The organism is Streptomyces sp. Tue6028 (assembly GCF_002300165.1).
Classification (GTDB): Bacteria; Actinomycetota; Actinomycetes; order Streptomycetales; family Streptomycetaceae; genus Streptomyces; species Streptomyces siamensis.
Genome location: NZ_MLCE01000035.1, coordinates 33,898 through 51,742, shown reverse-complemented (window position 1 = coordinate 51,742; position 17,845 = coordinate 33,898). Strand labels below are relative to the sequence as shown.

Annotated in this window: 16 protein-coding genes; 9 read left to right on the top strand and 7 right to left on the bottom strand. The window is 71.8% G+C overall.

The features are described from left to right. Positions 1-12 precede the first annotated feature (12 nt). Entirely contained in the window at positions 13-1,050 is a 1,038-nt protein-coding gene (locus BKI49_RS32005) for an ABC transporter ATP-binding protein (protein WP_028798981.1), read from the bottom strand. A 134-nt stretch (positions 1,051-1,184) separates the two neighbouring features. Between BKI49_RS32005 and BKI49_RS32000 the strand changes: the two genes are divergently transcribed. Together BKI49_RS32000 and BKI49_RS31995 are read left to right on the top strand one after the other, a co-directional pair. Then, positions 1,185-1,991 carry a FadR/GntR family transcriptional regulator gene (locus BKI49_RS32000; protein ID WP_095937928.1) on the top strand — a complete coding sequence of 269 codons (807 nt, stop codon included), beginning with the start codon at positions 1,185-1,187 and terminating at the stop codon, positions 1,989-1,991. Further along, positions 1,948-2,727 (top strand): cache domain-containing protein, encoded by a 780-nt coding sequence (locus BKI49_RS31995; RefSeq protein WP_095937787.1) that lies wholly within the window; start codon positions 1,948-1,950, stop codon positions 2,725-2,727. The genes BKI49_RS32000 and BKI49_RS31995 overlap by 44 nt, the downstream gene beginning before the upstream one ends. Before the next feature lie 4 nt (positions 2,728-2,731). Here the strand turns inward: BKI49_RS31995 and BKI49_RS31990 are convergent, their stop codons facing one another. After that, the gene (locus tag BKI49_RS31990; protein WP_095937786.1) at positions 2,732-3,394 is read right to left on the bottom strand and encodes an MmyB family transcriptional regulator; all 663 of its coding nucleotides are present in this window, start codon (positions 3,392-3,394) and stop codon (positions 2,732-2,734) included. Positions 3,395-3,616: 222 nt separating this feature from the next. Here BKI49_RS31990 and BKI49_RS31985 point away from each other — a divergent pair, with 222 nt between their 5' ends. The 3 genes from BKI49_RS31985 to BKI49_RS31975 are packed head-to-tail and all read left to right on the top strand — an operon-like array spanning position 3,617 to position 6,060. Continuing rightward, complete coding sequence (locus BKI49_RS31985) at positions 3,617-4,267, top strand: helix-turn-helix domain-containing protein (protein ID WP_095937785.1); 651 nt, start codon at positions 3,617-3,619, stop codon at positions 4,265-4,267. A 32-nt stretch (positions 4,268-4,299) separates the two neighbouring features. Further along, positions 4,300-4,830: a toxin-antitoxin system, toxin component gene (locus BKI49_RS31980; protein WP_095937784.1), complete on the top strand. Its 531-nt coding sequence runs from the start codon at positions 4,300-4,302 to the stop codon at positions 4,828-4,830. Between the two features lie 12 nt (positions 4,831-4,842). Continuing rightward, positions 4,843-6,060, top strand: coding sequence for an MAB_1171c family putative transporter (locus tag BKI49_RS31975; protein WP_095937783.1), 1,218 nt, complete (start codon positions 4,843-4,845; stop codon positions 6,058-6,060). A 79-nt stretch (positions 6,061-6,139) separates the two neighbouring features. Here the strand turns inward: BKI49_RS31975 and BKI49_RS31970 are convergent, their stop codons facing one another. Beyond that, the gene (locus BKI49_RS31970; RefSeq protein WP_179332650.1) at positions 6,140-7,183 is read right to left on the bottom strand and encodes an alpha/beta fold hydrolase; all 1,044 of its coding nucleotides are present in this window, start codon (positions 7,181-7,183) and stop codon (positions 6,140-6,142) included. A 382-nt stretch (positions 7,184-7,565) separates the two neighbouring features. On the opposite strand from BKI49_RS31970, the gene BKI49_RS31965 reads away from it, so the two are divergent. Then, positions 7,566-7,802 (top strand): hypothetical protein, encoded by a 237-nt coding sequence (locus tag BKI49_RS31965; RefSeq protein WP_095937782.1) that lies wholly within the window; start codon positions 7,566-7,568, stop codon positions 7,800-7,802. Here BKI49_RS31965 and BKI49_RS31960 read toward each other — a convergent pair. After that, positions 7,793-8,482 (bottom strand): 4'-phosphopantetheinyl transferase family protein, encoded by a 690-nt coding sequence (locus BKI49_RS31960; protein ID WP_095937781.1) that lies wholly within the window; start codon positions 8,480-8,482, stop codon positions 7,793-7,795. The two genes, BKI49_RS31965 and BKI49_RS31960, sit on opposite strands and share 10 nt — an antisense overlap. Further along, the gene (locus tag BKI49_RS31955) at positions 8,430-9,329 is read right to left on the bottom strand and encodes a metallophosphoesterase family protein (RefSeq protein WP_095937780.1); all 900 of its coding nucleotides are present in this window, start codon (positions 9,327-9,329) and stop codon (positions 8,430-8,432) included. Before BKI49_RS31955 ends, BKI49_RS31960 begins: the two co-directional genes overlap by 53 nt. A gap of 264 nt (positions 9,330-9,593) precedes the next feature. Between BKI49_RS31955 and BKI49_RS31950 the strand changes: the two genes are divergently transcribed. From BKI49_RS31950 to BKI49_RS31940, 3 genes are all read left to right on the top strand, one after another. After that, positions 9,594-10,760, top strand: coding sequence for an ATP-grasp domain-containing protein (locus BKI49_RS31950; protein ID WP_095937926.1), 1,167 nt, complete (start codon positions 9,594-9,596; stop codon positions 10,758-10,760). Positions 10,761-10,909: 149 nt separating this feature from the next. Continuing rightward, positions 10,910-12,595, top strand: coding sequence for a carbohydrate binding domain-containing protein (locus tag BKI49_RS31945; protein WP_373557620.1), 1,686 nt, complete (start codon positions 10,910-10,912; stop codon positions 12,593-12,595). A 155-nt stretch (positions 12,596-12,750) separates the two neighbouring features. After that, a complete protein-coding gene (locus BKI49_RS31940; RefSeq protein ID WP_095937924.1) occupies positions 12,751-13,764 on the top strand; it encodes a D-cysteine desulfhydrase family protein in 1,014 nt (337 codons plus the stop codon). Here the strand turns inward: BKI49_RS31940 and BKI49_RS31935 are convergent. Both BKI49_RS31935 and BKI49_RS31930 read right to left on the bottom strand, forming a co-directional pair. Continuing rightward, the gene (locus BKI49_RS31935) at positions 13,724-14,608 is read right to left on the bottom strand and encodes a sulfotransferase family protein (RefSeq protein ID WP_257005040.1); all 885 of its coding nucleotides are present in this window, start codon (positions 14,606-14,608) and stop codon (positions 13,724-13,726) included. The genes BKI49_RS31940 and BKI49_RS31935 overlap by 41 nt on opposite strands. A gap of 173 nt (positions 14,609-14,781) precedes the next feature. Further along, positions 14,782-17,829 carry an alpha-mannosidase gene (locus BKI49_RS31930; protein WP_095937778.1) on the bottom strand — a complete coding sequence of 1,016 codons (3,048 nt, stop codon included), beginning with the start codon at positions 17,827-17,829 and terminating at the stop codon, positions 14,782-14,784. Positions 17,830-17,845: the final 16 nt, after the last annotated feature.

Genomic DNA, 17,845 nt, shown 5'->3' with positions numbered 1-17,845 from the left:
TGAGCGTGGGAGTCAGCGGGGGTCGGGGACCTTGAAGGCGTGACGGCGGTGCCACTGGAGCCGGACCCGGGTGCCGCGCAGGGCGGCGACGTCCTCGGACGAGGTCTCCAGGTTCTGCTGGAGGGCGGTGAGGCGACCGCCCGCGTCGAGGTCCACGAGGAAGCGGGTGGAGTCGCCCAGGTAGACGACCTCGACGACGGTGCCCGTGGCGGTGGAGTGCTCGGGCTCGTCGGCTTCGGCGGACTCCTTGAGGACCCGGATCTTCTCGGGCCGGATGCTGTAGGTGCCGGGAGCGCCGACGACCTGCTCCGCCGAGGCCCCTTCGAGGAGGTTGGAGGTGCCGACGAAGCCCGCGACGAAGCCGGTGGCGGGGCGTTCGTAGATCTCGGCCGGGGTGCCGACCTGTTCGACGCGGCCCTGGTTGAAGACGGCGATGCGGTCGCTCATCGTCAGGGCCTCCTCCTGGTCGTGGGTGACGAAGACGAAGGTGATGCCGACCTCGCGCTGGATCGCCTTGAGTTCGACCTGCATCTGCTCGCGCAGTTTGAGGTCGAGGGCGCCGAGCGGCTCGTCGAGCAGCAGTACCCGGGGGCGGCCGACGAGGGCACGGGCGAGTGCCACGCGCTGGCGCTGGCCCCCGGAGAGCTGGGCGGGGCGCCGCTTGCCGAACCCTTCGAGCCGTACGTCGGCGAGCGCTTTGCGGGCCCGCACCAGCCGCTCCGGCTTGGGCACCTTGCGCACCTTGAGGCCGTAGGCGACGTTCTGCTCGACGGTCATGTGCGGGAACAGGGCGTAGTCCTGGAAGACGGTGTGCACGTCCCTCTCGAAGGGGGCGAGGCCGGTGACCTCCTGACCCGCCAGTTCGATGCGGCCGGCGGTCGGGGTCTCGAAGCCCGCGATCATCCGCAGCACCGTCGTCTTGCCCGAACCGGACGGGCCGAGCATCGAGAAGAACTCGCCGTCGGTGATGTCCAGATCGACTCCGGCCACGGCGGTCGTCTCTCCGAACGCCTTCCGCAGGCCCTGGAGCCGGATCGCCAATCCCTGCATGGGTGGGGAACCTTTCTGGTCCATGTCCACGTTGAAACACTGACCGGAAAGATATGAAGTCATAGTTCAAAGCTCAAGACCCCCTTAGAGTAAAGGTTGAGTCAACGCACGAGGTGGTGACCGTGAAGCAACACATGGGCGACGGTGTCCGCAGAGCCGTCTTCACACCCGTGGACAACCGCGCCCGGGTCGAGACGGTGGTCCGCAGGCTCGGCGACGCCATCGAGCTCGGACTGCTCGCCGACGGGGAGCAGCTGCCCGGCGAGATGGAGCTGGCCGGGCAGCTCGGCGTGTCCACGGTCACCCTGCGCGAGGCGCTGATGGCGCTGCGGCAGCAAGGACTGGTCACCACGCGCCGGGGCCGCGGCGGCGGCAGCTTCGTGTCCCTGCCCGAGGTCCCCGGCGAGGAACGGCTGCTGACCCGGCTGGCCGGCTGGAGCACCGAGGAGCTGCGCGATCTCGGCGACCACTGGGCGGCCGTGACGGGGGCGGCGGCCCGGCTCGCAGCGCAGCGCACCGAACCGGCCGACCTCCAGCCACTGCGGCGCACCCTGGAGGAGCTCACGTCCGCCGAGGACGCCGCCGCGCGCAGCCGCGTCTACGGCCGCTTCCACGTCGAGCTCGCCGCCGCCGCGCAGTCCGCCCGGCTCACCCGCGAACAGGTCGCGCTCCAGACGGATGTGGGCGCACTGCTGTGTCTCGTGCTCGGGGACGACGAATATCGTGAAGAAGTCGCCGACCGTCACCGCTCCGTAATCTCGGCGGTGCAAGATGGGGCCCACGAATCGGCCAGAGCGCTGGCCGAGCGGTGCGTCCAGGACTCGACGGCGCGGCTCATCGCCCTCCGCCTCGCGATGCCGCGCACCGCGTCCGGTCCCCGTCCGCTGGAGGGCACCCATGAGCAGGAGCCCCGGCCAGGTCGGCGCCACGGCGACGCTTGACGCGACACCGCGGGCGGCCGTCGCCGCGCAGGTCCGCTCCACGCTGGAGGCCGTCTTCGAGGCGGTCACCGAGACCCGCGCCGACACCGCGGCCCTGCTCACCCGGGTCGCCGCGCGGGGCGACCGGCCCGCCACCGTCGACCTCGCGGCACTGCGCCCGGGGCTCCATCTGCGCCTCGCCCGGCAGGAGTTGGTGTCGGGCGCCGGGTTCGTCGCGGCGCCCGGGCTGCTCGCCGACGTACCGGCGTGGCTGGAATGGTGGCAGACGGGCCCCGACGGCGATGTACGACCGCTGCTGCTCGACCTCGACCCGCGGCACTCGGCGTACTCCGACTACACGCACTGGGACTGGTTCGCCCTCCCCCGCGACACCGGACAGCGCGCCGTCGCCGGGCCCTACGTCGACTACCTGTGCTCCGACGAGTACAGCCTGACGCTGTCCGCGCCCGTGCACGTGGAGGGCCGTTTCGTGGGGGTCGCCGCGGCCGACGTGTATCTGCGGCACTTCGAGGCCGCGGTCGTCCCGCTGCTCCAACGGCTCCCGGGTCCCGCCCACTTGGTGAACGCCCGCGGCCGGGTCGCCGCCTCCGCCGACCCCGACCACCTGGCCGGCTCCCTCACCCGGGGACCGGACTTCGGGGCCGTCCTCGCGGCGGGGCGGAGCACTCTCTTCGAGCGGCTGCGACTGGTGCCGTGCGACGGCGTACCGCTGGTGCTCGTGACACCGGCCGACTGAGCGCTCAGACCGCCCGCAGCTCCGCCGCGCCGTTGCGCGTGGTGCGGGACTTGCGCGGTCCGCCGGCCGGCAGGGGCCGGGCCGCGTCGCGCAGGACCAGGGTCATCCGCGTGTACCCCATGTCCCGCAGGGTCTTGGGGGTGTCGTCGACGATCCGGCAGTCCGTGCGGCCCCAGCGGGGATCGGGGTGCACCAGGGGACGTACGGCGCCGTCGTGCTCGACGGCGTCCGGGCCGACCGCGCGGATCCAGTGGGGCAGCCCGTGGCGGAAGGCGGCGTCCATGATGGGGTCCTGGGCGATCTCCCGACGGATCGACTGGAGGCCGCGGTCCTGGCCGTGCCGCTCCACGGCGGCGGCGAAGTGCGCCAGCATCGGCAGGCACCAGCTCGACTCGTGCTCGCCGAGAACCGTGCTCGCGTCCGGGTGGAACAGCACGAACCGGAGGAAGTTGTCACCCGGCATGGCCGTCGGATGGGCTCCCACGCCGTCGAAAAGTGTCTCGAAGGCGGCGTTCGACAGGACGACGTCCCAGCGGTGGTCGAAGACGACGGAGGGGAACTGAACGGCTTCGAGGAGGGCTGCGTAGTCCTGGAGGTACGCCTGAGCTTCGACGGTCTCGGGGACAGGTCGCGGCTGGGACCGCTGCCTTCCTGCCTGGTACGCCATCGGGAGGTCACCCCTCTTGCCTCTGCGGCCTTCACGCGGCGCCCCGATCCTGCTGCCCAGGGCACAGGCGTGTCAACTATCGTGGCATTTGGCGACCGTTGACGGCTGAATCTCGCCACAGTTGTGGCGAGACCTGGATGTGAGTTCGACCGAGGGGCTAGTCTCCCGATGGTTCCTGACCTTCTTGAGAGCGACCTGTAGAGAGACGTAGGAGATCTGTCGGTGACGGATGGCTTCGAGGTTCCGGGCGCCACGGCGACGGTTCTGCTGCAGGCCGTCGTGACCCGGGTCAGCGACCTGGCCCACAGGCTCGGCGTGCAGCTCTCCGAGGTCTTCGACATCCAGCGCCTGTCCGCCGGTTCCGGCGTCCCCGAACCCGTGGTGAAGGCCCTGCTGAGCGGCCGCCACACCGGCGAACCCGACCTCCAGGCCCGCTTCCTGCAACGACTCGACCTGCTGCGCCGCACCCGCCTGAAGCCCAACGGACGCCGCTACACCCAGCAGGAGATCGCCGACGGCGCCGGCATGTCGCGCCAGCAGGCGGGTGCCCTCATCAACGGCGACCGGCGCCCCACCATGGAACACTGCGACGCCATCCAGCGCTTCTTCCGGGTCCACGCCGGATTCCTCACGGCCGAGGACTCCGAGGCCCTCGTGAGCGCCCTCCAGCGCTCGGAGCAGGAACTCCTGCAAAGACTCGCCGACCGCGAACGCGCGGCGGCCGCCGCCGACCCGCTGGAGCGGCTGCTCCTGGACCACGGTGTCCGCGGAATCGCCTGGCGGGCCGCGCAGTTGCCCACCGACCAGCACCGGGACAAGGTCGCCGAGTGGCTGGACATGCTCCTGGAGAGCGTCAAACGGCCAGAGTCGTGAGCCGGGGGAGAGCTGTGGGCATCGGAAGGGAAATGCGCCGCCTGTGCGGCGAGTTGGTAGCGGAGCTGTCGCTCCCGGCACCGGCGGAACCCGCCGAGCTGTACGCGGCGCTGTGCGGCGCGATGAGCAGACGCCGGGGCCGCCCCGTCCAGTTCCGCACGGCCGCCTTTCCGCCCGGCACCGCGAGCGGGCTCTGGCTCGACATGGCCGAACAGGACCTCGTCGTCATCGAGGAGCGCACCGCGCCGGACCACCAGCTGGTCATCCTGGGCCACGAGCTGTGGCACATGAAGGCCGGGCACTGCAGCCACCACGTCGAGGGCGCGGCCGTCGCCGCCCGTCTACTGAGCGACGGCGCCGACCTCCAGGAGACCGTCCTGAAGGTGGCCGCGCGCACCCGCTTCGACATGGACGACGAGAAGGAGGCCGAGAGCTTCGGCCTGCTGCTCGCCAGCAAGTGCCGTACCTGGCTCGCCGGTTCACCCCTGCGCGGGCCCGTGCAGCGTGACGGTCTGGCCGGCCGCATCGAGGCGTCGCTGGGCTACCGCGGACCGCAGGGCTGAAGGTCCCGGAACATGGACGGATCCAGCTACTACATCCCCGCCGCCGCCATGGGTGCCGCCATCGCCTTCAAGGGCCCGGCGCTCCTGCGCGGCTGGCGCGATCCGCTGCTGCGCTCCGTCGGTGTGCTCCTGGCGCTCGCGGGCCTGGTGTTCCTCTTCGCGGCCCCGCCCACCATCGGCAAGGTCAACGAGGTCACCAGGGTCCCCAACGTCTCGGCGCCACTGGTCTACTGCCTGCTGAGTGCCTTCAGTGCCTCCTGTCTGGTGCTGATCATCAACTGGCGGGGTGGCCGGCCCGAGGTGACCCGCCGCCTCTCGCGCCGCTGGATCGCCGGATACAGCGTGGTGGGTGCGGCGCTGATCGTGCTCTTCGCCCTCGGGGAGGCCCCCGAGGAGCGGCTGCGCGACTTCGACACCTACTACGCGAACACGCCGTTCCTGCGCGAGATGATCGTGCTGTACCTCGTGGCGCTGTCCACCGCGGGCATCGCGATGAACATCATGTGCTGGCGCTGGGCGCTCCAGGTGCGCGGCTGGCTGCGGGCCGGACTGGTGATCATCGCGTTCGGCTCGCTGTGCAACATCCCTTACTCGGCCGCCAAGTTCATCGCCGTGGTCGCCCGCTGGAACGGCGGCGACCTGGACGGCCTGAGCACCAACGTGGCGCCGGTGCTGGCCTCCGCCGGAGCCCAGATCACCGCGGTCGGCTTCTGCGTCCCGCTGGCCTGCCAGCGCATCGGGGACAGCTGGAACACCTGGTCGACGTACCGCAGGCTGGGTCCGCTGTGGCGCGAGCTGAAGCCGGTCGCCGTGGACGAGGACCGGGCGGTGCGCATCTCCTGGTGGTCCCCCGCCGAACTCCAGGTCACCCAGCGGGAGTCCGACATCCACGACGGCATGCTGAGCCTGTACCCCTACTTCGACCCCGAGGTGCGCTCCGACGCCTACGACGCGGCCGTCGCGGCGGGATCGCCGCCCGCCCGGGCGCAGGCGGAGGCGGATGCGGTGATGGTGACGGCCGCGGTGCGGGCCAGGGCCGCCGATCCGGAGGGCAGGGTCATCGACTCGGCGGAGGCCGCCGGGGGGCCGGCCGCCCAGGTCGCGTCCACCGACGGGCCGCGCGACCTGGTGGGCATGTCCATCGCCCTGCGCGAGTCCCCGGTCGTGGCGGCCGCCCGCGGGCGGGCGGCGAGGCGTCCGGAGCGCGACGTCCGGGAGCGCACCAGCTAGCGCCTGTCCGACAGTCCCCCGATCCCCGGCGTCGCCCGCCGGGCAGGCGGGGACGTGTCGGACAGGGCCTGGCGGAACGTCATGTGGCGCTGCGTTCGCTCGCCTCGCGCAGGTCCCGCTCCACCGCGCGGTTCTGGGGCGTGTCCGGCCGGCCCACGCTCGTGCCGGAGCGGCCCGCGCGCAGCAGCTCGCGCCAGTGCTCACGGCTCCAGTCCGCGGGGGCCGTGGTGGTGGTGAACTCCTCGACCAGGGCCAGGAAGCGCGCCGGGTCGCTGTGGAAGGGGAAGTGGCCCGCGCCCTCGAAGACCTCCAGTCGGCTGCCCGGCATGGCCCGGTGCGCGCCGTGGGCGTGTCTGACGGGCACCACGCTGTCCCGGTCGCCCCAGAGGAGCATCGTGGGCATGCCCTCCGTGAGGTAGCAGCGGTCGAGCATGGTGACCGCCTGGCCGCGCCAGTCGACGACGGCCCGCAGGGTGCGGATGAAGGCGCTGCGGGAGGTCGTGTCGGGCAGCGCGTCCACCAGGGTCAGCAACTCGGGTGCGTCCTGGCCGAGATCGGTGTCGAGCAGGCTCATGAGCCGGGCGAACAGGCCTACTTGCAGGCGCATGCCGGGCAGCCGCAGCGCGGAGAGCAGGAGGTGCGCGCCGGGCAGCGAGACCGCCCGCAGGACGGGGTTGACCTCGCCGCCGACACCGCCCGCGCTCACCAGGACGAGCCGTTCGGTGCGCTCGGGGTACTGGTAGGCGAACTGCATCGCGACGCCGCCGCCCAGCGAGTGGCCGACCAGGGTGGCGGACTCGATGTCCAACGTGGCCAGCAGATCGCGTACGCCGTTGGCGTAGGCGGCCACGGAGTAGTCGGCCCGCGGCTTGTCGGAGGCGCCGTGGCCGAGCAGGTCGGGCGCGATCACCGTGTGGGTGCGGGCCAGGTCGGGGATCAGCTCCGCCCAGGTCGCCGACGAGTCGCCGATGCCGTGGATCAGGACGAGCGCGGGGCCCTCGCCGGCCATCCGGTAGGCGCGCCGGTAGCCGTGCACGACGCGGTGGTGCAGGCGCAGTTCCCCGTCGCCCACGGAGCGCAGGCGCACGGTTCTCCGCGGTCGTCCGAGCGGTGCGTCGGCCACCGGCCCACCTCCTGTCGCCACGCCGCCGTGCGGCGGTTCCCACGCCCTTCGTCCGGGCGTCTCCCGTCCTCCTCGGCACACCGTCCGGGCAGGCGGCCGGGCCGCCCGTCACGCGGCGCCCGCGCCGCCGGTCGCGGCCGCGGCCCGCCCGCCGTGCGGGTGCCGCAGCGGTCCCGGGCAGGCGCCGTCCGGCCGTCGCGAGGGCGGCCCCGAGGCTCTCCTGTCCAGCCTAGGGCCCCTGTTCCACAAGGGATTTCCGGGATGTTTCGCCTCCGCTAAGCGGGCGAACCTCCACGTACCGAAACGGGATTGTCAGTGGCGGACGGCAAGCTGGAGTCAGGCAGCACCTGACACGACCAGCCGACCCGGGGAGAGCCGTCCGATGCAGACCGCCGTACTGACCGATCACGAACGCGCCGCCGTGCAGGCCTACCTCCGCCTCCTCCAGACCGTACGAGCCGCCTTCGACGGCCCGCCGGACGGGCGCCGACCACCCGTGGTGCCCCCCGCCGTGCTAGCGGAGGCGGAGCGGTCCCTGGCCGCGGCAGGTCTCGCGGGCAATGAGGAGGCGTTCTTCCGGCTGTTGCAGACCTGGTGCCCGGAGCCCACTCAGGGATGAGGCACCGTGACGACCGTGCCGACCAGGCCCCGTTGGACGGTCCAGCGTCCGTCGAAGACCTCGACGCGCCGGCCGTCCAGCAGGGGCCCTGGGACCAGCAGCCGGGCGCGCAGGCGGCCCGAGGGGCCCTGGCCCGGGGAGCCGGGGTGCGGAAGGAGGTCGATGTCGGCCTCGGAGAAGTCCAGCCACTTCCCGGTGAGCGGGAACCACGCCTTGTAGACCGACTCCTTGGCGCTGAACAGCAGCCGGTCCCAGTGGACCGCGGGGTGCTCGGCGGCGAGCCGGTCGAGGCGGCCCGTCTCCGCGGGCAGGGCCACGGCCTCCAGGACGCCCTCCGGGAGCGGCTGATGAGGTTCGGCGTCTATGCCGAGGGAGGCCAGGTCGGTGGCGCGGGCGAGTGCGGCGGCGCGATAGCCGTCGCAGTGCGTCATGCTGCCGATCAGGCCGGCGGGCCACTGGGGTGCTCCGCGCTCGCCCGGCAGGACGGGAGCGGGGGGCACCCCGAGCTTCTCCATGGCACGGCGGGCGCAGGCGCGCACGGCGGTGAACTCCCGCCGCCGCTTCTGCACGGCCCGTGTCAGCAGCGCCTGCTCCTCGGGGTACAGGCTCGCGCCCTCGGCCCAGTCGTCACCGTAGCTCTCCACTGCCACGGCCGACTCCGGGAGCAGCTCCTCCATCACCGGCTCCGACCTCCATCGGCAGAATGCGGCGCAGCGTGCCCGGCTGTCCGGGGCGCTTGCGCCATTCTCGGGGATAACCCACGGACACCTCTTCGAAGCGCACGCCCTCGTGCCAGGTGGTCCGGGGGATGTGGAGATGACCGTAGACCATGGCCTCCACACGGAACCTGCGGTGCCAGTCGGCGGTCCGCCGGGTGCCGCACCACATGGCGAACTCGGGGTAGCGCAGGATGTCCGTCGGATGGCGGTCCAACGGGTAGTGGTTGACCGGGACGGTCGGCAGGTCGGCGGGCAGTTCGGCGAGTCTGCGCTCGGTCTCGGCGACCCGGGCCTGGCACCAGGCGTCGCGGCTGGGGTAGGGGTCGGGGTGGAGCACGTGCTCGTCGGTGCAGACCACGCCCGTCCCCTCGGCGTAGGCCAGTCCCTGCGCCTTGGTCACACAGCCCTGCGGCAGGAACGAGTAGTCGTAGAGCAGGAAGAGCGGAGCGACGACCACGGGCCCGCCGGGCCCCTCCCAGACCGGGTAGGGGTCCTCGGGGGTGATGACGCCCAACTCCCGGCAGACGGCGACCAGATGCTCGTAGCGGGCGACGCCGCGCAGTTGCACGGGGTCCTTCGGATGGGTCCACAGCTCGTGGTTGCCGGGCACCCAGATCACCTTGGAGAAGCGTGCGGCGAGGGTCTCCAGGGCCCACCGGATGTCGCTGACGATCTCTCCGACGTCACCGGCGACCAGCAGCCAGTCCTCGTCGGTCTCCGGGCGCATCTTCTCGACCAGGGCGCGGTTCTCGGGGTATCCGATGTGCAGATCGCTGATGGCCAGCAGATTCCCGTGCCCGGCGTCCATCGACCGCACTCTCCGCACCCCCGTAGAAGACGAATGGCAACACAAGAACACATACGCCCGGCACGGGACAAGGATGCCCGGACACGACACCCGGGAAATCCGTAACACGCCCGTAGCCGTACGGGGGGTGCGCGCCCCTTATGATCGCCCCAACACGGCTGCCACGAACCTTTCTTGGCGTACGGCGGCTTGGTGTTCCTCCCTCTCCCCTGGCCGGGCACGGCCCGCTCCGCCGTGCCCGTGAACCCCCGAAAGGCGGCCTGCATGGATTTCCGCGTACGCGTCTGGCTCAACCGCACGTACGCGGAGAACGTGTTCTTCATGGATCAGCTGCGAAGTAATCCGCAGGGCCGCCCGGTCGAGATCCATGCCACGCACGGCGACCCGGACTCCCCCGTGCTGGCCGCCGCCGACACCGCCGAGCTGGAGCCCGAGGGCCTGTCCCCGCGCGCCTACGTCGAGTACGCCCTGGACCAGTGCGCGCGTCACTCCATAGACGTGTTCGTGCCGGTGCTGCACCAGGCCGCGATCGTGGCCCAGCGCGCCGAGTTCGCCGCGCTCGGTACGGCTCTGCTGGCCCCGCCCCCCGAGGCGGTGGCCGTCTTCCAGGACAAGGCCACCGCCTACCAGGCGGTGCAGGCGGTGGGTGTGCCGGTGCCGCCGTGGTGGCGGGTGCGCACCGAGGAGGAGCTCCTCACGGCCGTCGAGACGCTGGAGGCCGCGGGTCACACGGCCTGCTTCAAGCCGGCGGCCGGAGCGGGCGGAGTGGGCTTCCGCGTCATCACGCGGGCTCCTTTCTCGCTCATGCACCTCAATGGTTTCCCGAGCCCCTTCGTGCCGCTGGACCTGGTCGTGGCGGCGCTGCGCGAGGCGGACGAGCCGGTGGACTGGCTGGTGATGCCCCGGCTGGAGCAGCCCGAGGTGTCCGTCGACTGCCTGACCGCACCGGACGGGCGGGTCCGCATGGCGGTGGGTCGCACGAAGAACGGGCGGCGCCGCGGCTTCACGCTGCACCCGTCGTGGACCGAGCCCGCGCGGCTGCTCGCGGAGGCGTTCGGACTGCACTATCTGTCGAACATCCAGTTCCGCATGTTCGGGGACCAGCCGGTGCTGATGGACGTGAACACGCGTCCGGCGGGCGGTCTGCACCAGCTGGCGCTGTGCGGGATCAACGCTCCCTGGGCCGCGGTGCGGCTGGCGCTCGGCGAGGAGACGGGCGAGGTGGTTCCGGCGTCCCTCGGGAAGGACTACACGGTGGTCTCGGGGCCCCGCGCGGTGCGTCCGGTGTCGCTGCCGCAGCAGCGGACCGAGTCGCCCGTGCCGTCACTGCCCGCCGTGCCGGCCCCGGCCACGGAGCCGGCGGCTCCCTCCTCCGGCGGACCGTCCGCGTCAGCCGGCGCGCCCGCGACGGCGGCCATCCAGCCGGCCTAGCCTCCCCCCCTCGTCCCCCTTCTCCTCCGTCACGCCTACCGGTCTGGACCAATTCTCGCGCAGCGTCTTGACAGCGAGATTGGTCCATACCAACTTGGTTGCGCACCTCTCAGCACTCCCGAACACCCCCATTTCTTCAGGGAGATCGCGTGCGCATCGCAGACCTCAGACGTTCCAGACATCGCTTCCTGGCCCTGCTCGGCACCGCCGCGCTGGCCCTGGCCGGGGCGGTCGCCCTCCCCGGCACGGCGCAGGCCGCCAACATCCTCTCCAACCCCGGCTTCGAGACCGGAAGCCTCTCCCCCTGGTCCTGCTCCGGCAACCTGGGCTCCGTCGTCTCCAGCCCGGTGCACGGCGGCTCCAAGGCGCTCTCGGGAGCGGTGAGCGCCAGCGACAACGCCCAGTGCACCCAGACCGTGTCGGTCCAGCCGAACACGACGTACAGCCTCTCGGGCTGGGTGCGCGGGAGCTACGTGTACCTCGGCGTGGACGGCGGCGCCTCCACCTGGACGACGTCCCCGTCGGCCTACAGCAAGCTGACCGTGTCCTTCACGACCGGCGCCTCGCAGACCAGCGCCAAGATCTACGTGCACGGCTGGTACGCGCAGGGCACCTACTACGCCGACGACATCAGCCTGGACGGGCCGGGCGGCGGCGGCTCCGACACCCAGGCGCCGACCGCCCCCACAAACCTGACCTCCACCGGCAAGACCTCGTCGAGCGTGTCCCTGTCGTGGGGCGCGTCGAGCGACAACGTCGGCGTGACCGGCTACGACGTCTACAGTGGCTCCAACCAGGTGCTCACGGTGTCCGGCACCAGCGCCACCGTCAGCGGACTGTCCCCGAGCACCGCCTACACCTTCACCGTCAAGGCGCGTGACGCGGCCGGCAACGCCTCCCCCGCGTCCAACGCCGTGTCGGTGACGACGAACGCGGGCGGTGGCGGCGGCACCGGCTTCAAGCAGGCGGCACCGTACCTGTTCGAGGGCTGGGGCGACCCGCCGAGCCCGACCACCGTCATGAACGCGACCGGCGTCAAGTGGTTCACGATGGCGTTCGTGCTCGACTCGGGCGGCTGCAACCCCGCCTGGGACGGCAACCGGGCGCTGACCGGCGGCGTCGACCAGACCGCCATCAACCAGATCCGCTCCGCGGGCGGCGACATCGTCCCCTCCTTCGGCGGCTGGCAGGGCAGCAAGCTCGGCGCCAACTGCTCCTCGGCGAGCGCGCTCGCCGGAGCCCTGCAGAAGGTGATCGACGCCTACAGCCTCAAGGCGATCGACATGGACATCGAGAACACGGACGAGTTCGAGAACGAGGCCGTGCAGGCGAAGATCCTGACCGCGCTGAAGACGGTCAAGGCCAACAACCCCGGCCTGAAGACCATCGTCACCTTCGGCACCTCGACGACCGGCCCGACGTACTACGGCAACCGTCTCATCGAGCAGGCGCAGTCCCTGAACGCGGGCATCGACGTCTTCACCATCATGCCGTTCGACTTCGGCGGCGGCTCCGACATGTACGGCAACACGGTCAACGCCACCGAGGGGCTGAAGGCCAAGCTGAAGTCGACCTTCGGCTGGGACGACGCGACGGCCTACTCGCACATCGGCATCTCCGGCATGAACGGTCTGTCCGACCAGCAGGAGAACACCACCCCGGCGATCTGGACGCAGATCCGCGACTGGGCGAACTCCCACCACATCGCGCGGCTCGCCTTCTGGGCGGTCAACCGTGACCGGCCCTGCCCCGGCGGCGGCGTGGTGAGCAACTGCTCCGGCATCAGCCAGAGCACCTGGCAGTTCACCTCCATCACCGCGGGCTTCACCGGCTGACGGACCGCCAGGAGGACGGAGCAGGAGACACAGGTGGGCCGCCCGGACACCCGGGCGGCCCACCGCCGTCCGCGCAGGGGCCCCGAGCCGACGGTCCGGGCAGGTCACGGGTTACTCTCGCCGCGACACCACCAGCGTCGGAAAGGCCCGTGGCGATGACGACACACCCCGAGGACGGCACCTCGCCACGCGCTCCGCTGGGCACCTGGCCCACCCCGCTCGAACCCGCGCCCCGGCTGGCCCGCGCGCTCGGCCTCGGACCCGAGGACCTGTGGGTCAAGCGCGACGACCTCACCGGCCTCGGCGGCGGTGGCAACAAGATCCGCAAGCTGGAGTGGACGTGCGGCGCGGCCCTGGCCGAGGGCGCGACGACCCTGGTGACCACGGGTGCGCCGCAGAGCAACCACGCGCGCCTGACCGCGGCGGCCGGTGCCCGGCTCGGGCTCCGCGTCGTCCTCGTGCTGGCCGGAGCACCCGGCGGGACGGCCTCCGGCAACCTGGCGCTCGACGGACTCTTCGGCGCCACGGTCGTCTGGGCCGGGGACGGCGAGCCCCTGGATTCCCGCGCCCGCGAGGTGGTGGAGGAGGAGCGGGCGCGCGGTGAGGTCCCGGCGCTGATCCCCTTCGGCGGATCGAGCGCGCTCGGTGCCCGCGGCTACGTCGAGTGCGCACGCGAACTCCTCGACCAGGCACCGGACCTGGCGACCGTCGTGGTGGCGCTCGGCTCGGGCGGCACCATGGCCGGCCTGGTCGCGCACCTCGGGTCCTCCCGCGTCCTCGGTGTGCACTGCGGCGCCGTCGCCGACCCCGCCGGGACGGTGACACAACTGGTCGGCGAGCTGTCCGGGACACGGGGCGTCGAAGAGGCCCCGCGGCTGCGACTCGACCAGGTCGGCGACGGATACGACACGCCCGGCGAGCCGGTGATGAAGGCCCTGACCCTGGCCGCGCGCACCGAGGGCATCGTCCTCGACCCGATCTACACGGGGCGGGCGATGGCGGGGCTGATCGCGGCCGTCGCGGACGGCGACATCACCCCGGGACGGCGCACCGTCTTCCTGCACACCGGGGGGCTGCCCGGCCTCTTCGGCCATCCCGCCACGCTCGCCCGGGCGGGCGCCGCGCTGCTCAATTCTCCGGATAACCCCAGGCACGCGCCAACTGCCTGAGCCTGAGCGGGAGTTCGACCGAAGCATCGGCGGTCCGGGCGGGCTGCACGCGGCCGGACCTGATGGTCTCGCTCCAGTCGCCGAGCTGAGGGCGGAAGGTGCCGTGGTCCTGGGCCCCGTAGTCGAGCATGGCGGGCTCCCAGGGGACGCCCAGGTAGTCGCAGATGCCGCGGGTGGTGCTCTCCGGGTCGGCGGTGAGCGCCTCGTAGGTGACGACGTGGGCGTCGAGGTTCCGGCGGGCCTCCTCCAGCTTCTCGCTGTAGTCGAGGACCTCGGCGGAGATCTCCGCGTGGTCGGGATCGGTGCGACGGTTCATGAGGGAGGTGATGACGGCCCCGGGGTGGCGGAGCAGCAGGATGTAGCGGGCGTGCGGCCAACATCGGTGCAGGCGCGGCCAGACGAGGGTGTTGGGCGGAGTCTTGTCGACGATGATCCGCTTGCCGCTGCGGGTGAGTTCGAGGTGCAGCAGCCGGTCCCACAGGGCGTGCTCCAGCTCGGTCTTGTCGAGTTCGAGCGCCCGCATCGCGTCCGCGGTGAAGTCGCGGGACAGGTGGACGTGGACGGTGCGCAGATGCATCTCGTGCGGAGCGCGGATCTGGCTGTGGCTGTTCAGCAGGACGCGCAGCAGCGTCGATCCGGAGCGCACGGACGACAGCACGAACACCGGCGATTCGACCAGGCGTGGGGCGGGCGGGGCGGTGTACCCGCCGTCGGCCGGATCGCCCGGCCCCCGGGGCGAGGGCACCGCGTCCAGGGCCCTTCTGGGCGGCCGGACCGCCTCGGCCATCAGCCTCCCCCGACGCCTCAGGCCCTTGCCGATCGCGGACATACGCGGGTCTCGCACCGTGCCACCTCTTTCTCGTCGTTCCCCCGTATCACAGGGGGGAAGGGCGAACTCCAGGTGTCGTGCGGGGAACGAGCCGTGGTCACGGCGGGCGTCGGACCCACCGTGACCAGGCCTCTTACCTCTTCCTTAATTCTTCATGGGAAGTGCTGCCGGATTCCTGTCGCGTGCGGTCACGTCGTCTCCACGGCCAGCCGCAGCGTCAGCACCTCGAAGGGCCGCAGGGTGAGCGCGACCGCGTTCCCCTCGGTGTCCGCGCGAGAGAGCGGACGCTCCAGCAGGTCGGTCACCTGGGCCGCGGCGAGCGGGAACCCGGTGCGCAGGGTGCCGGTGGCACGGCCGCCGCGGGACTCGTAGAGACGCACGACGACATCGCCGGAGGCGTCGTCGGCGAGCTTGACCGCCTCGACGGTGACTCCTTCCCCGTCGACGGAGACGACGGGTTCGGCGGGGCCGTGCGCCTCGGCCGGCCGCAGCGGCAGGTTGAGGGCGTAGCCCTCGGCGACCGCGTCCTCGATGCTCGCCCCGGGCAGCAGGGAGTACGTGAAGCGGTGGCGTCCCTGGTCGGCCCCGGGGTCGGGGACGCGCGGGGCGCGCACCAGGCTGAGCCGGACCGTGGTGGTCGTGCCCCCGTCCTCACGGACCGTGCGGGAGACGTCGTGGCCGTACGTCGAGTCGTTGATGACCGCGACGCCGTAGCCAGGTTCGCCGATGTGCACCCAGCGGTGGCCGTACACCTCGAAGCGGGCCGCCTCCCAGCTCGTGTTGGTGTGCGTGGGGCGCTGGACGTGGCCGAACTGGATCTCGGCCGAGGAGTGCGGGGCGCGGATGTCCACCGGGAAGGCGGCCTTGAGGATCTTCTCGCTCTCGTGCCAGTCGATGTCCGTCTCGAAGTCGATACGGGGGCTGCCGGCCCGGACCGTGATCGTCTGGGTGATCGTCGAGCCCTTGCCGAAGGAGCGGATGACGCGGATCGCGCCGGCCAGCGGGTCGTCCTCGACGACGGTGACCGAATCGGACTCCAGGAGGTCCGTGTACCGGTTCTTGTAGTGCTTGTCGATGTCCCAGGCGTCCCAGTAGTTGGGCAGGTCGGTGTGCAGGCGGAGCAGGTTGCCCGGGTCCGCGAGGACCTCGCGGTCCGCCCGCAGGTCGCGCACGGACGACAGGGTGCCGTCCTCCGCCACCCGGACCCGGACCAGCCCGTTGTCCAGGACGCGGCCGGACACCGTCACCGGCTGCGGGGGGCGGGCGTCGGCCAGGGGCGCGCTGCCGTTCGCCGGCACCTGTACGTACGCCGGCGTGCCGCCCGTCGTGCGGACCACCTCGGCGCGGTCGTACGGGCTGGTGTTGAAGACACGCGTCCCGCCGGAGCCGAGGGCGGTGATCGCGGCCGTCGTCAGCTCCTCCAGTTCCCGCCCGACGCGGGCGTACTCGGCCTCGGCCTCGCGGTGCACCCAGGCGATCGACGACCCGGGCAGGATGTCGTGGAACTGGTGCAGCAGCACCGTCTTCCACAGCCGGTCGAACGCCTCGTACGGGTAGGCGTAGCCCGGCGCGTGCAGTGCGGCCGTGGTGGCCCACAGCTCCGCCTCGCGCAGCCGGTGCTCACTGCGCCGGTTGCCCTGCTTGGTGCGGGCCTGGGAGGTGTAGGTTGCGCGGTGCAGTTCGAGGTAGAGCTCGCCGACCCACACCGGGGCGTCCGGGTACTCCGCGCGTGCCTTCGCGAAGAACGCGTCGGGGTGTTCGACCTCGACCTTCGCGGAGCCCTCCAGGTCCTTCAGCCTGCGGGCCCGCTCCATGATCTCGCGGGTGGGGCCGCCACCGCCGTCGCCCCAGCCGAAGGGGGCCAGTGAGCGGGTGGCGCCGCCCTTCTCGCGGTAGTTGCGCACCGCGAGGGCCATCTCCTCGCCGCTGAGGGCGGCGTTGTAGGTGTCGACCGGCGGGAAGTGGGTGAAGATCCGGGTGCCGTCGATGCCCTCCCACCAGAACGTGTGGTGGGGGAACTTGTTCGTCTGGTTCCAGGAGATCTTCTGGGTGAGGAACCATTCGTTGCCGGCGAGCTTGGCGAGCTGCGGGTAGGCGGCGTTGTAGCCGAAGGAGTCCGGCAGCCACACGCCCTTGGTCTCGACGCCGAAGTGCTCGATGAAGAACCGCTTGCCGTGCACGAGCTGGCGGGCGAGGGCCTCACCGCCGGGCAGGTTGCCGTCGGCCTCGACCCACATGCCGCCGACCGGTGCCCACTGGCCCTTCTTCACGGACTCCTGGATGCGGGCCCACACGTGCGGATAGTTGTCGCGCACCCACTCGTACTGCTGGGCCTGCGAGCAGGCGAACACGAACTCCTCGTACTCGTCGGCCAGCGACGTGACGTTGGAGAAGGTGCGGGACGTCTTGCGCTTGGTCTCGCGGATCGGCCACAGCCAGGCCGAGTCGATGTGCGCGTGGCCGACGCCGGAGACGATGTGGGCGCTGGCGTGGGCGGGCTTCGACAGCACCGGCTCCAGGGCCGCGCGCACGGCGGGCGCCGAGCCGGAGATGTCGTCCAGGTCCAGCAGGTCGAGGGCCCGGTCGAGCGCGTGCATGATCTCGTGCCGGCGCGGGTCGTGCTCGCCGAGCTCCAGCATCAGTTCGCGCAGCACCTGGATGTCGAGGTCCAGGTGCCAGACGTCCTCGTCGAGCACGGCGATGTCGGCGCGCCTGAAGGTGTACAGCGGTGTGTCGCCCGCGGTGAGCACGTCACCGAGCGGGGTCGGGCCGGCGAAGTCGCCGGCGAGGATGTCGGGGTTGGAGGCGGCCTCGACGAGGTACTCGACCGGCTCCCCGCCGACCGCCGGACGGGCGATGGGGACGTACTGGTTGAGCGGGTTGACCGCCTTCAGCGGTGTGCCGTCGGCGAGGTGGACGAGGGCCTCGGCCTGGTTGCCCGGCCAGTCGCCCACGAAGCCGAGGTCGATGACGGCCTCGACGCGCCTGCCCGCGTACGCGGCCGGCACCTGCCCGCGCATCCGGAACCAGGTGGTCCCCCACGGCGGGCCCCACGGGGTGTCCATCGCGAAGGGTTCGTACGGGGCGGCCGCGGCCTCCTCGAAGGGGACCGGCTCCCCCGGGGCCTGCCAGGCCTCCACCACGAGGGGAACGGTGGCGGCGTAGGTCGCGGGCTTGATGCGCTGGTCGTGGATGCGCTCGACGCGCTCCTCGATGCGGCGGCGTTCGTCATGCATGGCCGTACGTCTCCTA